General features: G+C 64.0%; 9 protein-coding genes. 3 read left to right on the top strand and 6 right to left on the bottom strand.

Annotation, left to right across the window (positions count from 1 at the left end):
* Positions 1-411 precede the first annotated feature (411 nt).
* The 3 genes from QM470_RS10100 to QM470_RS10090 form a co-directional block, all read right to left on the bottom strand.
* On the bottom strand, positions 412-1686 hold the full coding sequence (locus QM470_RS10100) for an acyl-CoA dehydrogenase family protein (protein WP_283339168.1): 1275 nt from the start codon (positions 1684-1686) through the stop codon (positions 412-414).
* A 113-nt stretch (positions 1687-1799) separates the two neighbouring features.
* Positions 1800-2891 carry a phosphotransferase gene (locus QM470_RS10095; RefSeq protein ID WP_283339167.1) on the bottom strand — a complete coding sequence of 364 codons (1092 nt, stop codon included), beginning with the start codon at positions 2889-2891 and terminating at the stop codon, positions 1800-1802.
* 6 nt (positions 2892-2897) lie between these two features.
* Entirely contained in the window at positions 2898-3617 is a 720-nt protein-coding gene (locus QM470_RS10090) for a Crp/Fnr family transcriptional regulator (RefSeq protein WP_066534849.1), read from the bottom strand.
* Positions 3618-4001: 384 nt separating this feature from the next.
* On the opposite strand from QM470_RS10090, the gene QM470_RS10085 reads away from it, so the two are divergent.
* The 3 genes from QM470_RS10085 (at position 4002) to QM470_RS10075 (ending at position 11068) form a co-directional block, all read left to right on the top strand.
* The gene (locus QM470_RS10085; protein ID WP_283339166.1) at positions 4002-4547 is read left to right on the top strand and encodes a MarR family winged helix-turn-helix transcriptional regulator; all 546 of its coding nucleotides are present in this window, start codon (positions 4002-4004) and stop codon (positions 4545-4547) included.
* A gap of 80 nt (positions 4548-4627) precedes the next feature.
* On the top strand, positions 4628-6745 hold the full coding sequence (locus QM470_RS10080) for an FUSC family protein (RefSeq protein ID WP_283339165.1): 2118 nt from the start codon (positions 4628-4630) through the stop codon (positions 6743-6745).
* Positions 6746-7861: 1116 nt separating this feature from the next.
* A complete protein-coding gene (locus QM470_RS10075; RefSeq protein WP_283339164.1) occupies positions 7862-11068 on the top strand; it encodes an autotransporter family protein in 3207 nt (1068 codons plus the stop codon).
* A 115-nt stretch (positions 11069-11183) separates the two neighbouring features.
* Here the strand turns inward: QM470_RS10075 and QM470_RS10070 are convergent, their stop codons facing one another.
* The 3 genes from QM470_RS10070 to QM470_RS10060 form a co-directional block, all read right to left on the bottom strand.
* Positions 11184-13001: a methyl-accepting chemotaxis protein gene (locus tag QM470_RS10070; RefSeq protein ID WP_283339162.1), complete on the bottom strand. Its 1818-nt coding sequence runs from the start codon at positions 12999-13001 to the stop codon at positions 11184-11186.
* A gap of 344 nt (positions 13002-13345) precedes the next feature.
* Positions 13346-13699 carry a DUF4148 domain-containing protein gene (locus tag QM470_RS10065; protein WP_283339161.1) on the bottom strand — a complete coding sequence of 118 codons (354 nt, stop codon included), beginning with the start codon at positions 13697-13699 and terminating at the stop codon, positions 13346-13348.
* 221 nt (positions 13700-13920) lie between these two features.
* Positions 13921-17079: a CusA/CzcA family heavy metal efflux RND transporter gene (locus QM470_RS10060; RefSeq protein WP_283339160.1), complete on the bottom strand. Its 3159-nt coding sequence runs from the start codon at positions 17077-17079 to the stop codon at positions 13921-13923.
* Between the last annotated feature and the right edge of the window lie 4 nt (positions 17080-17083).

The following is a 17083-nucleotide window of genomic DNA, read 5'->3' as shown; positions in this document are numbered from 1 at the left end:
CCGAGGATGCTTGCTATCAAACCTGATGATGGTGAGGTGATGGGGTGATCGCGCAAGCCTTTGATTTGATTGTTTCCGGTCCACCAAATGTGGAAACTACGCCATCAGTGGCACTGATGGCAGCTGAGGCTGTGGCGCCACAGTCCCCTATGCCGGCAGGTTATGACCATTTGACGTCAAGGGTTGATGCATCGCAGGCGTGGCATCCCTGGTGCTTCAGGTGAGCGGGGTGCGCTCCCGGTGCGTATGTGCAGGGAAGGATCAGTCATGCGCAAGGGGCCGAGGAGCCTTGCAAGGGAGAGCCGGTCATAAAAAAGCCCTGGAACGCCAGGTTCCAGGGCCAACCGCTGCGCACGGCAGCGGGCAAGTGCAGGCAGGGTCAGGCGCACCAGGGCGCCTGTTCCATGCGGGTCAGCTGCCGCGGGTGATGGGCACGTCGGCGTTCTTGCCGTAGGTGCCGTACTTGCCCAGCTCCCACTTGGCAATGGCGTTGCGGTGGACTTCGTCCGGGCCGTCGGCAAAGCGCAGCGTACGTGCGTGGGCGTAGTCAAAGGCCAGCGGGAAGTCCTGGCTCATGCCGCCGCCGCCGTGCACCTGAATGGCCCAGTCGATCACGTCGCAGGCCAGCTTGGGCGCCACCACTTTGATCATGGCGATTTCGGTGCGGGCCACCTTGTTGCCCACGGTGTCCATCATCCAGGCGGCCTTGAGCGTCAGCAGACGGGCCATGTCGATGCGGCAGCGCGCCTCGGCAATGCGTTCCTGGGTGACGGTCTGCTGGGCGATGGTCTTGCCGAAGGCCACGCGGCTGCTGGCGCGCTTGCACATCAGTTCCAGGGCGCGCTCGGCCTTGCCGATCAGGCGCATGCAGTGGTGGATGCGGCCGGGGCCGAGGCGACCCTGGGCGATCTCGAAGCCGCGGCCTTCGCCCAGCAGGATGTTGCTGGCGGGCACACGCACGTTCTCGAAGTACATCTCCATGTGGCCATGGGGCGCGTCGTCATAGCCCATCACGGACAGCGGGCGCACCACACGCACGCCGGGGGTGTCTGCGGCCACCAGGACCATGCTCTGCTGCGAGTGCTTGGGGGCTTCTGGGTCGGACTTGCCCATGGTGATGTAGACGGCGCAGCGGGGGTCGCCGGCACCGGAAATCCACCACTTGTGGCCGTTGATGATGTATTCGTCGCCCTGGCGTTCGATGCGGGTGCAGATGTTGGTGGCATCGGAGGAGGCCACTTCTGGCTCGGTCATGGCGAATGCGGAACGGATGTCGCCGTTGAGCAGGGGCTTGAGCCAGCGCTCATGGTGTTCCTTGCTGCCGTAGCGGGCAATGGTTTCCATATTGCCGGTGTCGGGTGCGGCGCAGTTGAACACTTCGGAGGCCCAGCCCACGCGGCCCATGATTTCGGCCAGGGGGGCGTATTCCTGGTTGGTCAGACCGGCACCGTCCACGCCGGCGATCTCGGCCGTGTCCTTGGGCAGGAACAGGTTCCACAGACCTTGTTCCTTGGCCTTGTCCTTGAGGGCATCCAGGAAGTGCAGGTGGCTCCAGCGCTTGCCGGCCTGGGTGTTGGCTTCCAGCTCGCTCCAGTAGGTGGCTTCATTCGGATAGATGTATTCATCCATGAAGCGTTGCAGGCGCGCTTGCAGCTCCTTGGTTTTGGGGGAGTAGTCGAAGTCCATGGTGTCTCCTTGAGGGTGGTGGGCGCACATGGGCGCGCGCTGCCCCCCGGCAGCCGCATGCCGTTTTGCACAGTGGGGGGATGGGAAAACCGTCTGTTGCCAGGCGGAACGGATTAAGCCCGGTGTTTCTGGGCGTAGGACCAGGCCAGCTCCGCCATGGGGCGGGCCGTGTCACCCGAGGCCTTGGCCTGGGCGCTGGATGCGGTGCCGGCTTCCACCCGCTTGGCAATGCCTTGCAGGATGGCCGCGATTCGGAACATGTTGTAGGCGAGGTAGAAGTTCCAGTCGGCCTGCAGCTGTTCGGGCGTGGCCAGGCCGGTGCGCTCGCAATAGCGGCGCTGGTATTCGGCTTCGGAAGGAATGCCCAGTGCGGCCAGATCCAGCCCGCCGATGCCACGGCCCAGCGTGCTGGGGATGTGCCAGGCCATGCAGTGGTAGCTGAAGTCGGCCAGGGGGTGACCCAGTGTGGACAGCTCCCAGTCCAGCACGGCCACGGCGCGGGGCTCGGTGGCATGGAACATCACGTTGTCCAGGCGATAGTCGCCGTGGACGATGGAGACCTTGCTCTCGTCCTTGGCGCTGTCAGGCAGGTTGGCGGGCAGCCAGGCCATCAGCTTGTCCATCTCGGGGATGGGCTGGGTGATGGAGGCCACGTACTGCTTGCTCCAGCGGCCGATCTGGCGCTCGAAATAGTTGCCGCTCTTGCCGTAGTCCGCCAGGCCCTGGGCGGCAAAGTCCACGGTGTGCAGCGCCGCGATCACGCGGTTGAGTTCATCGTAGTAGGCGCCGCGCTGGGCGGGCGTCATCTCCGGCAGCGACTGGTCCCACAGCACGCGGCCTTCCTTGAATTCCATGATGTAGAAGGCGCGGCCGATGACGGATTCATCCTCGCACAGCGCATACATGTGGGGCACCGGTACCTGGGTGCCCGCCAAGCCGCGCATGACCTTGAATTCACGCTCGATGGCGTGGGCCGACGGCAGCAGCTTGGCCACCGGGCCGGGCTTGGAGCGCATCACATAGCTGCGCCCCGGCGTGACCAGCTTGTAGGTGGGATTGGACTGTCCGCCCTTGAACATTTCCGCTTGCAGCGGGCCGGCAAAGCCTTCCACATGCTGCTGCATCCAGGCGGTGAGGGCCGCCATGTCGAATGCGTGGGTGTCCGAGACGGGCTTGGTTCCTACAAAGTGGTCAAATTTGCTCATAAGTCCTTACAGGTCGGTTTCCGCAATGCGCAGAAGCGCATTGCGGTCCCGCACCACCAGCCCACCTGGTTCGATGCGGATGCTCCCCTCGCGCTCCATGCCTTTGAGTTCCTGGTTCACGCGCTGGCGCGATGCTCCGAGCAGCTGTGCCAGCTCTTCCTGGGCCAGCTGCAGTCCGATGCGGATTTCCTGGTTGTCCGACAGGCTGGGAATGCCATAGCTGCGTGCCAAGTGCAGCAGCTGTTTGGCCAGCCTGGCGCGCAAGGGCAGGGTGTTCAAGTCCTCGACCAGGCCGTACAGCTGGCGAATGCGCCGCGCCTGCAGCCACAGCATGGCTTCGTAGAACTCCACATGCGAGGCCAGAATGCGCTTGAAATCCGCCTTGGCCACGCACACCAGCGTGGTCGCGCCATGGGCGTACACATCGTGCGTGCGCCGGTCTCCGTCGAAAATCGACACATCCCCAAACCAGATGCCCGGCTCCACATAGGTCAGCGTGATCTGCTTGCCCGTGATGGAGGTCGAACTCACGCGCACCGCCCCCTTGGCGCAGGCAATCCATTCCTCGGGCGGCTCGCCGCGGGCGCAGATGAGTGCACCATCCTTGAAACGTTTGACGTATGCGCATCGAAGTATGTCGTGCCGTAATGACGGGGATAGGGATGAAAACCAGCGTCCTGAGTTGATCGCTTCTCTTTCTTCGATAGTAAGAATCGGGTCGTCCATGGCCTGTCGTTTCTGTGACTGAAAACAGCCCCATTGTCGCGTCAGGGACGGGGTCTGATTTGGATCAGCAGGCCACAAGCGGATGAAGTTGTCCGATACACGACAGCAGCATGGCGCGGAAGGTACAAAACCAAGGGTTAACCCTTTTGGTTTGGGCCCGTCTGGCCGCAGCGTCGTAAGTGCAAGGCGCTGCCAAGCCGTGCATTGCGCATGGGCGGTTTCAATTTTCCGCAGTCAGTAGAGGGTGCTGCAGGCACCCTGGAGGCAGTGCGGGATTGCTTGCTGGATAAAATGATTTGAATTGCAAATTATTTAACATCCAAAGCATTGATGCCACGCTCCACTGCCAGTCCTCGCCCCCGTGCCGTCAAAAAGGCGGCGCCCATGCCACCTGTGGCGGGTGCGACCCAGTCCGCCAAGACGGGCCGCACGTCCCCCTCGAACCATGCTGAAGCACCGTTGTTCGGCTACACGCTGATGAGCCTGGGACGCCAGTGGCGCCGCGTGGTGCACCTGCGTTTGGCCGAGCTGGGGCTGACCGACGCCACCTGGTCACCGCTGTTCCACCTGCATGCTGCAGGGCAGGGCATCAGCCTCAAGGCCCTGGCGCAGCGCGTGGGCCTGGACAGCTCCACCCTGGTGCGGGTGGTCGATCTGCTGGAAAACCGGGGCCTGGTGCGCCGCGAAACCGATGCGCACGACCGCCGCAGCAAGCTGCTGCAGGTGACCGAGTCCGGAAACGCCGCCGTGGCCGATGTGCGCGCCAAGCTGGTGCAGGTGGAAGGCCGCCTGCTGGACGGCATGGATGCGTCCACCGCACAGCTGCTGCTGCAGGGAATGCTGCAATTACAGCAGCGCATGGCGCAGGAGCTGGGCGATGCGGTGGAGGATGCGGACGACACCGAGCCCACGATGGAGCGGCGGCGGTGATGGTGCAGGACGCTCACACATCCAGGTGGCAGCGCGGCCTGGCGGCCTGCGGTTTCCACCTGCCCACCCTGGTGTTTGCCTTGCGTACTGCACTGGCCGGTTTTGTGGCGCTGGCCGTGGCCTATGCCCTGGGGCTGGAACACCCGCACTGGGCGGCCATGTCGGCCTGGGCTTCCAGCCAGCCCATGCGCGAGCATCTGCTGTCGCGCGGCATCTACCGCTTTGCGGGATCCGTGGTCGGTGTGGCCTTTGCCGTGGCGCTGGTGCTGAGTGCGCAGGGTTCGCTCTGGGTGCTGGCCGTGGGCCTGGCCCTGTGGGGCGCGCTGTGCGCCTTTCTAGGCAATCTGCAGCGCGGCTACATGGTCTATGGCTGCATGCTGGCGGGCTATTCGGCTGCCATGGTGGTGCTGCTGCACCACGGGGGGGCGGAAGATGTCTGGCCGTTTGCCGGGGACCGCATGCTGACGGTGGTGACCGGGGTGCTTGCTGCGTTGTGCATTTCCTGGTGTTTCGCCCCCCGGCGCAAGGCCGCCGTGCTGATTGCCCAGAGTCGCCAGGCACTGGCTGCCGTGCTCGACGCCTGCGTGGCACGGTTGCATGGCCACAGTGCCGCGCCCGGGCTGGACAACGCCAGCCTGCTGGTGCGCCTGGCCGAGGTGGAGGAGTTGCTGGAACTTTACCCCGAAGGATCGCGCACCGCGCGCAACACCAGCAAGGCCATGCACTGGCAGCAGCTCCAGGCGTTGGAGCTGGTCTATCACCTGGGGCAGACGGCGCAGGACAGCACGGCTGTGACCGACGCCCTGGACCCGGTGTGGGCCTTTGCCGCGATACCTGCAGACGCAGACGCAGACGCAGACACTGACGCTGGTGCTTCGCCCGCGGCCCTGGCCGATGCACTGCAGGCTTTGGCCCAGGTGCTGCGCCAGACACCGGCGGCCGACAGCGCGGCCGCACACCCGGTGGATGCTGCACTGCGTGAGGCGATTGCCGCTTGCGAAGCGCTGGTAGAGCGTATCCAGGCAGACGGCCATGCGGTACAACCCGGGCTGAACGCCTTGTACCTGCTGATGCAGGAGATGCGCCGCGCCGTGCGTGCCGAGCAGCTGGACCTGGGCGGACCTGCCTATGCGGGTACGGCATGGCTCGACCGCCGGGTCGATCCCTTGCCACTGCACCGCGACTGGGTGGGCGCCCGCGAAGCCGCGATCCGCGCGGGCGGCACCTTGCTGTTTTTCGGCCTGCTGTGGGCCTGGACCGGCTGGAGCCTGATCGCCTTTGGCATGCTGGGCCTGTCGGTGATGCTGCTGGTGTTCTCGGCCTTCGAGAACCCGAACCGCACTATGACCTTTGTATTGCGCGGCCAACTGATCGGCGCCGCGCTGGCCCTGCTGTGCCAGTGGCTGGTGTGGCCCTGGGCACAGTCCGGCTGGCAGATGGTGTGGATGCTGCTGCCTTTTGCCCTGCTGGGCGGGCTGGTGTTTGCCCACAAGCGCACCGCCGCCGGTGCCATGGACACCAATATGGCTATGCTGATCCTGCTGGCGCCGGTCTTTCCGTATGCACAGGACATGGGCAAGAGCGTGACCATGGCGCTGGCCGTGGTGTCCGGCCCGGCGCTGGCCTGGCTGGTCTATCGCTGCATCTACCCCACCAATGCCCAGCGCCGCATGCGCACGCTGGCGCAGATGATGGTGGCCGAAGTGCCTGCGCTGGCCCAGCGCATGGTCGAAGAGGGCAAGCCCGGTTTGCTGCCCAGTCTGCCAGCCAGCATGGCCGTGGCGCCCGCCGGCTTCTGGCAGGCGCAATTGCACCACCGCCTGCTGCGCCTGGTGCGCTGGGCCGACAAGACCCAGCACCCGCGCCGCGCTACCTTGCCGGAGCTGGGCCTGGCCCTGCGCGCCACCCAGAGCACCATGCTGCAACTGCAGCAATGGCGGCGCGGCACCATTCTGGTCACCCCGCAGTTGCGCCGCACCGAACGCAGGGCTGAACTGGCTTTGCGCCGCATGGCCCAGTGGGGGGCAGCCCACAGCCTGGAAGCACAGGCTGCAGCCGGCCAGCATGCCGCCCAGGCCTGGCAGGCCCTGGCAGCGCAACCCGGCCTGCCGGTGCTGCTGGCCGCCGAGGCGCAGCGTGTTGCCCGGCGTTACCTGCCCGAGCTGTGTGCGGCACGGCGGGATCTGCAGGTGCAGTAAGCGTCGCAGGCAATGCCTCCCAGAGGGGCAGGGGGCAGCCGTGCTCACAGGCCGGTGGATGCAAAAAAGGGACTTCCGCAGGAAGCCCCTTTTCTGCATGGCGGCTGGTGCGTGCACGGTGACAGGGGTGGCCTTTCAGAAGGAAGTATTGAAAGGTCTTGCATTGGAATCCGTCAGTGCAGGGGCCTGGCAAGGTATAGGCACCTGTCAGTGGCAGGAACGCGCAGGCATGTAACAGCTTGTCAGGACAGCCTGCGCTGATAGACGCAAGACCCGTTTGGGCATGGTGCGGTGGTTGCGATACCGTGCGGATTTCCCATGACCGTTGGGCTTCGCTCAGCTCTTGTTGCATTGGCCGGTGTTTCTCCATTGCTGCATTGCGGCGGGGAAGGAGCAAGCTCTGTAAGGGCACCAGGCTGCATGCCGAACCACAGAAAACGAAAAGTTACAGCATCCATTGCTTGAAACAGCCATAAATCAAACTTTACAAAGCAGACCTCCCATGGATGGCTGCTGAATGAGGCCTATTTTTCGCTAAGACAGCTCTGCAGGGTAAGGGCGGAAAGCTGGAAAAAGCGATGGAAGTGGTGGTGATATACATCCGCGCAAGGCAAAACCAGAAAGGTTTCTTGCACTTTCTGTCTGTAATAAGCGTTTTTTGGTGGTTTGTTGATTGATTTTTCACAGCCTCACCGAAGAGGTGTGTGCGCAGTATTCAATAGATTTTTATGACTCAGGTGTTTTGGGATATTTAGGCCGTTATTACATTTATTTTAAAGGCTTGTGCGTTGTGCTGCATGGGGTATAAGAAATCAGTTGTTGGCGACATGGCTGTGCATGCCTCGCGTGCATATGGACGGTCCATACCAGCATGGAATACAGCAACGCAATTCAGCTCTCGAAGGAAACTGGTCGATTCACTTTTAGCCTTGCAACTCACCCTGGGAGGAAAATGTGCCATCAGCAATCCGCGTACACCCGATTCACCATGGCTTTGCCCTGACATCGGTCGCTGCATCTCTTTTATATATAGCCCCAATCAGTGCGCAGATAATTCCTCCTGCGGTTATTCAGTCGGGTGCCAATCTGGATTATGAGCAGTATTACAAAGGGAGTGTGATCAGCAATGGGGTGATCCAGGGCAGCGTCACCATCCATCCCGTTCCGCCTTACCCGAGCCAGCTGGGTGGGGCAGGCATTTCGGTATTCGATGGCGCGTCGGTCACCATCAATCCGAACCTGGGGACGCCCGGCGCTGTGCGCGTGACCTCGGAGTACCAAAGCGGCGCTCCCAACGACGCGCTCTACATCGCCAATGGTTCCGTGGAGATTGTTGCCAGCCCTGCCGGCGTCTGGTTTTATGGGCTGGGAACTTCCGTGCATGGGTTGTACATGCCCCAATCCTCGGCAGGTGCATCCAACCTGAATGCCGCCAACACCACGTTCACCACGAACGGTCTCACGGCAGACGGTATCCGCATGTATGGCAGCACTTCCACGGTGAGGCTACTCAACAGCAGCATCCTGGTACAGGGTGACGATAGCTGGGGCCTTCTAGCGTGGGGTGGCAGCAAGGCCACGCTGACAGAGGTGGACATCACGTCCAGCACCAGTACCGGCGGTGGCGGGGTGCGCGTCTATAACGGTTCCGAAGCCACCCTCCTGGGGTCGGCGCTGGTCAGTAGCGCCACCATAGGGTTGTCGGCCGAATCCGGTGGGGTGTTGAACATCAATTCGGATGCGTCCGTGGCGGGCACCCTGCAGGTGCACACCAGCGGAGCCAGCGCCAGCCATGCGGTCCGCATCGCCACATCGACCGGCAATCTGAACCGCGCCGCACTGTCGACGGTGGGCAATGCCAGCTATGGCCTGCATGTCAGCGGTACGTCCAACGTGACGGGCTCTGCCATCGCGATCAGTACCCAGGGGACTTCGTCCTACGGGATGTGGCTGTCGGGGAGTTCGACCACCACGTTGGATGGCGGATCGATCACCACCCAGGGGGCTACCGCGTATGGCCTGTTGGCAGGTTCGGGTGCCACCACCGCCAACCTCAGTGATTTCTCCATCACCACGAACGGCACCCAGGCCTACGGCATCTATGCATGGACCGGCAGCACCACCAATTTTGCGGGGGGCCGTATTGCGACCAATCAGGCAAGCACCTACGGTATTTACGCCAATGCAGGGGTGGTGAACCTGCTGCGCACGGCTGGGGGCGCGGGGACGGTCATCACCACAACGGGTACCAATGCCTATGCTGTCCGTATCCAGAATGGCGGTGAACTCTACGCCACTGGCGCAACCCTGCATGCACAGGGCAGCTCGGGTGCCGGCATCGTCTTTGATGCGCCGGCGGTTCTGGCTGCACCGACGGTGGGCACATCGACGCCAGCACTGCCGGTGTTGCCCGTGGTGACGCCGTTGGTGGACTCAACCACGCCTCCACCGCCGCTGGCCATTGATACGCCTTTGCCCACAGCGCCTACCGAGAATGCGGCCGATGCGGTGTTGCTGGCCGGGGGAGGTGCAGGGACGCCGGTCACCCCGCTGGCGCCAGCCCGCTACAACATGCGGTTGACTGACTCCACGGTCACCTCTGATCGCAGCGTGGCACTCTGGACATACGGCGGGGTGGCCAATGTTGCACTGGAGCGTTCGACCTTGACGGGGGCAACGGCATCGCTGTATGCGACCAGCCGCGCACTCTCTGGCGGCGGTACGCTGGGGGCGTCGCTGCTGGTGGATGCGGACCAGTCGGTGCTCAATGGGCGGATCTACACGGACGCGCAGAGCACCACCACGCTGAATCTGAAGAACGGCAGCAGATGGCTGGTCACGGCGGATTCCAATCTGACCCATCTGAGCAACAGCAGCAGCCTGATCGATTTCCCGGTGAATGCAGCCTTGCTGGCCAATCCCACGGATGCCAGCGTCTACCGTTCGGTGCGCGTCGACGGCACATATGTCGGTGACAGCGGCAATATGGCATTGAACACCTGGCTGGAAGGAGATGGCTCGCCCTCGGACCGCCTGATCCTCGACGGAGGAAGTGCCACTGGCACGACCCGGATTCTGGTGCGCAACACGGGAGGAGCCGGAGCCCTGACCGGCAATACCGGCATCCTGGTGGTGGATGCCCAAAACGGCGGTACTACTGCAGCGAATGCCTTCAGCCTGGCAAACACGCTGCGGCCCGGGGCGTACAACTACCGGCTCTTCCAGGGGGCAATGGACGGCAGCAACCCCGACAACTGGTATCTGCGCTCCGAGTTTGTGGCGCCACCTGAGCCGCCGGATCCGACAGAGCCGCCGACGACCTTGCCCATTGTGGGGCCGGAGTTGTCTACCTATGGCATTGCCCACCCCCATGCGCGGCAGATGGGGCTGGCGGCACTGGGCACCTTCCACGAACGCGTGGGCGAATCGCTCAACGGACCCAGCCTGGAAGGGGAAAGCGGCCAGCGCAGAGGTTCGGCATGGGGTCGCCTCTATGGCCAGGACACCGAGAGCCGGTACCGGGCTTATGTGACCCCGCGCAGCGATGCCCGGATCCTGGGTGCCCAGGTGGGGCTGGACCTGTGGCAGCGCGGCCAGTTGGGGGCACACCGCGATACCGCAGGGGTGTCCGTGGCCTACACGCATGGCAGGGCCGAGGCGACGGGTCTGGTCACCAATGCAGGAGCCACGGCCTATGAAATGGTGCGCACGGGCCGTGTCAGCCTGGATGCCTACTCCGTGGGCGCGTACTGGACGCACTATGGCCCCGACGGCTGGTATCTGGACGGGGTGTTGCAGGCGACGCGCTACAGCGGCACATCGCGCAGCTATGACACGGCCCTCGACACCAAAGGCCACGGGTGGATTGCATCGCTGGAAGGGGGCTACCCGATTGCGCTGCCCTGGGGCCCCGGGTTTGTGCTGGAGCCCCAGGTGCAACTGATCTGGCAGCGGGTTTCGCTGGACTCGGCACGGGACGCGTTCGGCTACGTGGCGCTGGGTTCTTCATCTGGCACCACAGCCCGACTGGGTGCACGCGCGCAGTGGACACTGCGCCAGGACAATGGCGATGTGTGGCAGCCCTATGTGCGCGCCAACCTCTGGCGCGATATGGGTGGGGAGTCCACACCCGTCTACGGCGGTGTGGACCGTGTTCCCCTGTCCATGCAGGCGACACGGCTGGAACTGGCGGCCGGGTTGACGGCCAAGCTCTCCAACGCCGTCAGTCTTTATGCCCAGCTGGGCTACCAGAAGGGCTTGCACAGCGGCGACCAGTATCGGCGCGGCGTCAACGGCAATGCCGGGATTCGCTACCGCTGGTGAACGGCACATGCTGTGACCGTGCGGTACGCCAAAAGGGCTTCTTGCGAAGCCCTTTTTTGATGAGGGAAGGTGGTGGTTGGGTGGGCGGTGGTCCTGCCGCCGCAGGGCTGCAGGCTTAAAAGCTTTCCCAATCGTCCATGTCCTGGCCCACGGTAGCGGGCTTGGGGGCGGGGGCGCTGGCTGCCCCCGATGCGCCAGATGCCCCAGAGAGGGGGCGGCGCAGAGCCGGTGCAGCCGGTGTGCCGGAGCCCGACTGTGCGGGGCGGGAGAAGGGACGGACGGACGGAGTGGCGGACTTGTCCGGGACGGTGGATGGACTTGCTGGCTGGGTGTGGGCCACGGGCGTCGCCATGGCCGCCGGGCTAGGTTGCTCGTAAGCAGACAGCTTGAACACCGCCACGGTCTCCACCAACGACTGGGCTTGGGTGTTCAGGCTGCTGGCGGCGGCGGCCATTTCCTCCACCAGGGCAGCGTTTTGCTGGGTGGTCTGGTCCATCTGGGTCACGGCTTCACCTACCTGGGCCACGCCCTGGCTTTGTTCGGTGCTGGCGGCGCTGATCTCGCCCATGATGTCGGTCACCCGGCGGATGGCGGCCACCACCTCGTTCATGGTGGTGCCGGCTCGGTCCACCAGCAGGGTGCCCTGGCCCACGCGCTCCACGCTGGTGCCGATCAGCTGCTTGATCTGCTTGGCTGCGTCGGCGCTGCGGCCGGCCAGTGCACGGACTTCGCCGGCGACCACGGCAAAGCCCCGGCCTTGCTCTCCGGCGCGGGCGGCCTCGACGGCAGCGTTCAGCGCCAGGATATTGGTCTGGAAGGCAATGCCGTCGATCACGCCAATGATGTCGGAGATCTTGTGGCTGCTGTCGTTGATGCTCTTCATGGTCTCCACCACTTCGGCCACGATCTCGCCGCCCTGGGCTGCCACGGTGGAGGCGTTGACCGCCATCTGGTTGGCCTGGCGGGCGTTGTCGGCATTCTGGCGCACGGTGGAGCTGAGTTCTTCCATGGAAGCGGCCGTTTCTTCCAGTGCGCTGGCCTGCTCCTCCGTGCGGCCCGAGAGATCGTGGTTGCCGGCGGCAATCTGCGCGCTGGCCGAAGCCACGCCCTGGGCATTGCTGCGCACCGTGGACACGGTCTGAACCAGGCTGTGCTGCATGCGCTGCAATGCCCCCAGCAGCAGACCCATTTCGTCCTTGCGGCCCACATCGATCTGGGTGCTGAGGTCGCCGCTGGCCACGCGGTTGGCTGCTGCCACGGCCTGGCCCAGCGGGCTGGTGATGGAGCGCGTGAGGGCGATGGCAATCCACACGCCCAGTGCCAGGGCCGACAGCACCAGCACGCCGGCCACCAGAATGGCTTGCTGGTAGGTGTGTTGCGCATCCGTTCGCGCGGCGGCAGCGCCTGCGCGGTTGAGCTCGACACTGCCGGAGATGAGGTCGGTGGCCGTTGCAAACGCCTTGGCCGATTCCCCGACGGACAGGGCGCGGGCATCGCCAAAGCGCTCCTCGCCTGCCTCGGCCAGTTCCAGCAGCCGCTTGTCGACCGTCAGGTAGGCAGCCCATGCGGCCTTGATCTTCAGGTTCAGCTCTTGCTCTTCGGGGGAGGAGACTAGTTTGTCATAGGCCAGCATGGTGGTGTCCATCTTGGCGATGGCTTCGTCGTGCAAGGCCCGCTGGGTCCGTTTGCCTTCGGGCGTCACTTCCAGCACCGAGCGCAGGGAGGCGCGGCGGGCGCTGTTGGCCAGCGCGCGCGCGTCGCCCAGCGTTTGCACGCTGGGCAGCCAGTTTTCGGCGATTTCCTCGGTGCCGTCATAGATCCTGGAGGCTTGGAAATAGGCCGCGGCCCCCATGCTGCACAGCAGCAGCAAGATGATGGCAAATCCCGCACTCAGGCGGGCGCCAATTTTGAAGTTGCCCAGGAAACCAGCCATGTTGAACGCCTCCAGATGAAAAATGCGCAGGCCTTGCGTGCCACGCCTGGCCCGCCAGGGTCGCGATTTTTTCGATTCTTGGGCATTTCCAGGGGGTCAGGCACTCCACTGGGAGGCAGTTGCATGGCCGACTGTCGATCTGGTGCAGGGAGGTGGCACCGTTCGTTCCCCATGGAATGTTGCCGTGACGGGGCCACTACGAGGTGGTTGCGGCCCCAGGGGCGGTTCTGTCAAGCTGGGTCAGGGACTGGCGCATGGCGGCTTTGCCTTGCTGGCTTCAAGGCCTCTGTGGGCCGCAAAGCGCCTTGTCCCTCCACCAAGAGGTGGCTGTCTCGTCCGCCGCTTCAGCCCCGGTACATCTCGCGGCGGGCTTTGCGCTCTTCCGGGGTCTCGTTCAGCAGCTCGTCCAGTACCTGCTGGCGTGTCTTGTTCGACGACTGCTGTGACGGCGAGCTGTCCACCAGCGGGTAGTTGCTGTTGCGGAACACATTGGTGCCGCCATTCTTCAGGAACTCGGCCGTTTCCGCCTGGACCTGGGCCCGTGTCTTGTCGCTGCGGAAATGGTCGGGGTACACCACATATCCCGCCTCCGAGTTTTTCGGGTGGATGTAGCTGCTGGCAAAAGCGGTGTTGACGGCGGCCAGCGACAGGGTGGCGAATGCCATGGACAGGAGAATGGGAGTGCGTGTGGTGTGCATGAGGGTGTGCCTTTCAGTCAGGTTGCAATCACCTCGAAGCAATGGCGGGAGCCATGGCTTTCGAGAGGAGTCCATTGTGGAAAACGCACGCTGACGAAAGGCACACGGGAAGATGACATTGCGGCAATGAAGGCCGCCCTGAACGGCGCGCAGAAACAGCAAAGCCATGGCGGCAAGGCCATGGCTTTGGGGGCAGTCCGGTACGGTCAGGACACGGACGGTCAGGAGGATGCCGCTGTCTGCGGCAATTCATCCTCGGACGGGTCATGCCGGTGGACCAGGCGGTAGAGCAGCGGAAGCACCAGCAGGGTCAGCACCGTGGAGGACAGAATGCCGCCAATCACCACCGTGGCAAGCGGGCGCTGTACCTCGGCGCCGGTCCCGGTCGCGATGGCCATGGGCACAAAACCCAGAGAGGCCACCAGGGCGGTCATCAGTACCGGGCGCAGACGCGAGAGTGCGCCCGCATGTACCGCGGCGGGGACGGCCATGCCGGTTTCACGCAGTGCCCGGATGGACGAGATCATCACCAGCCCGTTCAACACCGCGACGCCCGACAGCGCGATAAAGCCGATGGCGGCAGAGATGGAGAGCGGAATGTCCCGCAGCCACAGGGCCAGGATGCCCCCGGTCAGTGCGAAGGGAATCCCTGTGAACACGATGAGCCCGTCGCGCACATTGCCGAACATGGCAAACAGCAAGGTGAATACCATCAGCAGGGCCAGGGGCACCACGATCTGCAGCCGCTGCTGCGCCGACTGCATGTTCTCGAACGTGCCGCCCCAGCGTGTCCAGTAGCCGCTGGGCATGGGGATGGCGTCCAGCTCACGCTGCGCCTGCTCCACGAAGGAGCCGATATCGCGACCACGCACGTTGGCACTGACGACGATGCGGCGCTTGCCATCCTCGCGGCTGACCTGGTTCGGCCCGGGAGACAGATCAAACGTTGCGACGGTGGAAAGAGGGACAAAGCCTGTCTTGCTGTCCGCCTGCGCAGGCAAGGCGATGGGAAGGCGTTCCAGCGCTGCAAGGTCGCTGCGCACCGATTCCGGCAGGCGCACCTGGATGTCGAAGCGGCGGTCGCCTTCGAACACCGTACCGGCCTCCTGTCCGCCGATGGCGGTGGCAATGGTCTGTTGCACATCCCCCATGTTCAGGCCATAGCGCGACGCTTTCTCGCGATCGACCTGCACGGTGAGCATGGGCAGTCCGGTGGTCTGCTCGACCTTGACTTCCGAGGCGCCGGGCACCTTCTGCAGCATGGCAGCAATGGCCTGTGCCGTGCGCTCCAGCACCTGGGTGTCGTCACCGAAGACCTTGACCGCCGCATCGCTGCGCACACCCGAGATGAGTTCGTTGAAGCGCAGCTGGATCGGCTGGGAGAATTCGTAGTTGCTGCCCGGAATGGCCTCCACCACCTTCTGCACGGCGGCCAGCAGGTCTTCGCGGCTGCGTTGCGGATCGGGCCACTGTTCCCGGGGCTTGAGCATGATGTAGCCGTCCGAGATGTTCGGCGGCATGGGGTCCGAGGCAATTTCCGCGGTGCCGGTGCGCGCGAACACGCGCTCGATCTCCGGGAAAGACTCCTTGAGGGTGCTTTCCAGCTGCATCTGCATGTCCAGCGATTGCGTGAGGCTGGTGCCGGGCACACGCAAGGCCTGGATCGCAAAGTCCCCTTCGTTGAGGTTGGGGGCGAATTCGCTGCCCATGCGCGAGGCGAGCAGCAGGCTGAGCACGACGGCCACGACAGCTGCCGCCATGACCACCACGGGGATGCGCATCACCCGGGTGAGCAGCGGTTCATAGGCCTGGCGGGCCCAGACCATGAGGCGGTTCTCCTTTTCCGCGACGCGTTTGCCGATGCACAGCGCAATGGCCGCAGGGATGAAGGTGATGGACAGCACCATCGCGCCGGCAAGGGCCAGCACCACCGTGAGCGCCATGGGGTGGAACATCTTGCCTTCCACGCCCGTCAACGCAAAGATCGGCAGATACACCACCATGATGATGAGCTGCCCGAACAGCAAAGGCCTGCGGGATTCCCTGGCGGCGGCAAACACTTCGTGAAAGCGTTCACTGCGGGTGAGCAAGCGCCCCTTGAGCTCCTGCGCATGGGCCAGGCGGCGCACGCAATTCTCCACGATCACCACTGCGCCGTCGATGATGATGCCGAAGTCCAAGGCGCCCAGGCTCATCAGGTTGGCGCTGATGCGGTACTGCACCATTCCGGTGAAGGTGAACAGCATGGACAGCGGAATGATGAGGGCTGTGATCAGGGCCGCGCGGATGTTGCCGAGGAACAGGAACAGCACCACCACGACCAGTGCAGCGCCTTCCACCAGGTTCTTCTTCACCGTGGCAATGGCTTTTTCCACCAAGGTGGTGCGGTCGTAGACCGTCACGATCTTCACCCCTTCGGGCATGCTCTTGCGGATGGAATCCATGCGGGCGTCCACCGCCTTGGAGACCACGCGGCTGTTCTCGCCAATCAGCATGAACACCGTGCCCAGCACGACTTCGCGGCCGTTGTCGGTGGCGGCGCCGGTGCGCAGTTCGCGTCCCAGTTCGACATCGGCCAGATCCCGGATGCGCACCGGTTGGCCCTGGGCCGTGCCCACGATCACCTGCTGGAGGTCCTCGATGCCCTGGACCTGGCCGGGCGCACGGATGAGGTATTGCTCCCCTTCGCGCTCGATATAGCCCGCGCCAACGTTGGTATTGTTGTTCTGCAGGGCCGTGACCAGCCTGTCCATCGAGATGCCATAGGACGCCAGCTTGTCCGGGCGCGGCGCGATCAGGTACTCCTTGGAAAATCCGCCAATCGAGTTGATTTCCGTGACGCCGGGCACGTTGCGCAGCTGGGGTTTGATGACCCAGTCCTGGATCTCGCGCAGGTCCATGGGGGTATAGGGCGTGCCGTCCGGCTTTTTGGCGCCTTCTTCGGCTTCCACGGTCCAGAGATAGATCTCGCCCAGGCCGGTGGAAATGGGGCCCATGCTGGGGGAGATGCCGGACGGAAGCTTCTCGCGGGCCTCCTGGATGCGCTCATTGACCAGCTGGCGGGCAAAGTAGATGTCGGTGCCGTCCTTGAAGATCACGGTGACCTGCGACAGCCCATAGCGCGACAGCGAACGGGTCTGCTCCAGCTGCGGCAGGCCCGCCATGACGGTTTCTATCGGGTAGGTGATGCGCTGCTCGGTCTCCAGGGGCGAATAGCCTGGTGCCTGCGTATTGATCTGGACCTGGACATTGGTGATGTCCGGCACGGCGTCGATGGATAGACGCTGGTAGTTGAAGAGGCCGAGGATGGCCATGGCGGCCACGGCCACGATGACCAGCCAGCGCTGCTCGATGGCGAAACGGATGATGCGCTCAAACATGGGG

Origin of the sequence: Comamonas sp. 17RB (assembly GCF_030056555.1) — a bacterium.
In the GTDB taxonomy this organism is placed as follows: Bacteria; Pseudomonadota; Gammaproteobacteria; order Burkholderiales; family Burkholderiaceae_C; genus Comamonas; species Comamonas terrigena.
Note: the sequence above shows the minus strand (reverse complement) of the source record. Positions and strands in the feature narration are given on the sequence as shown.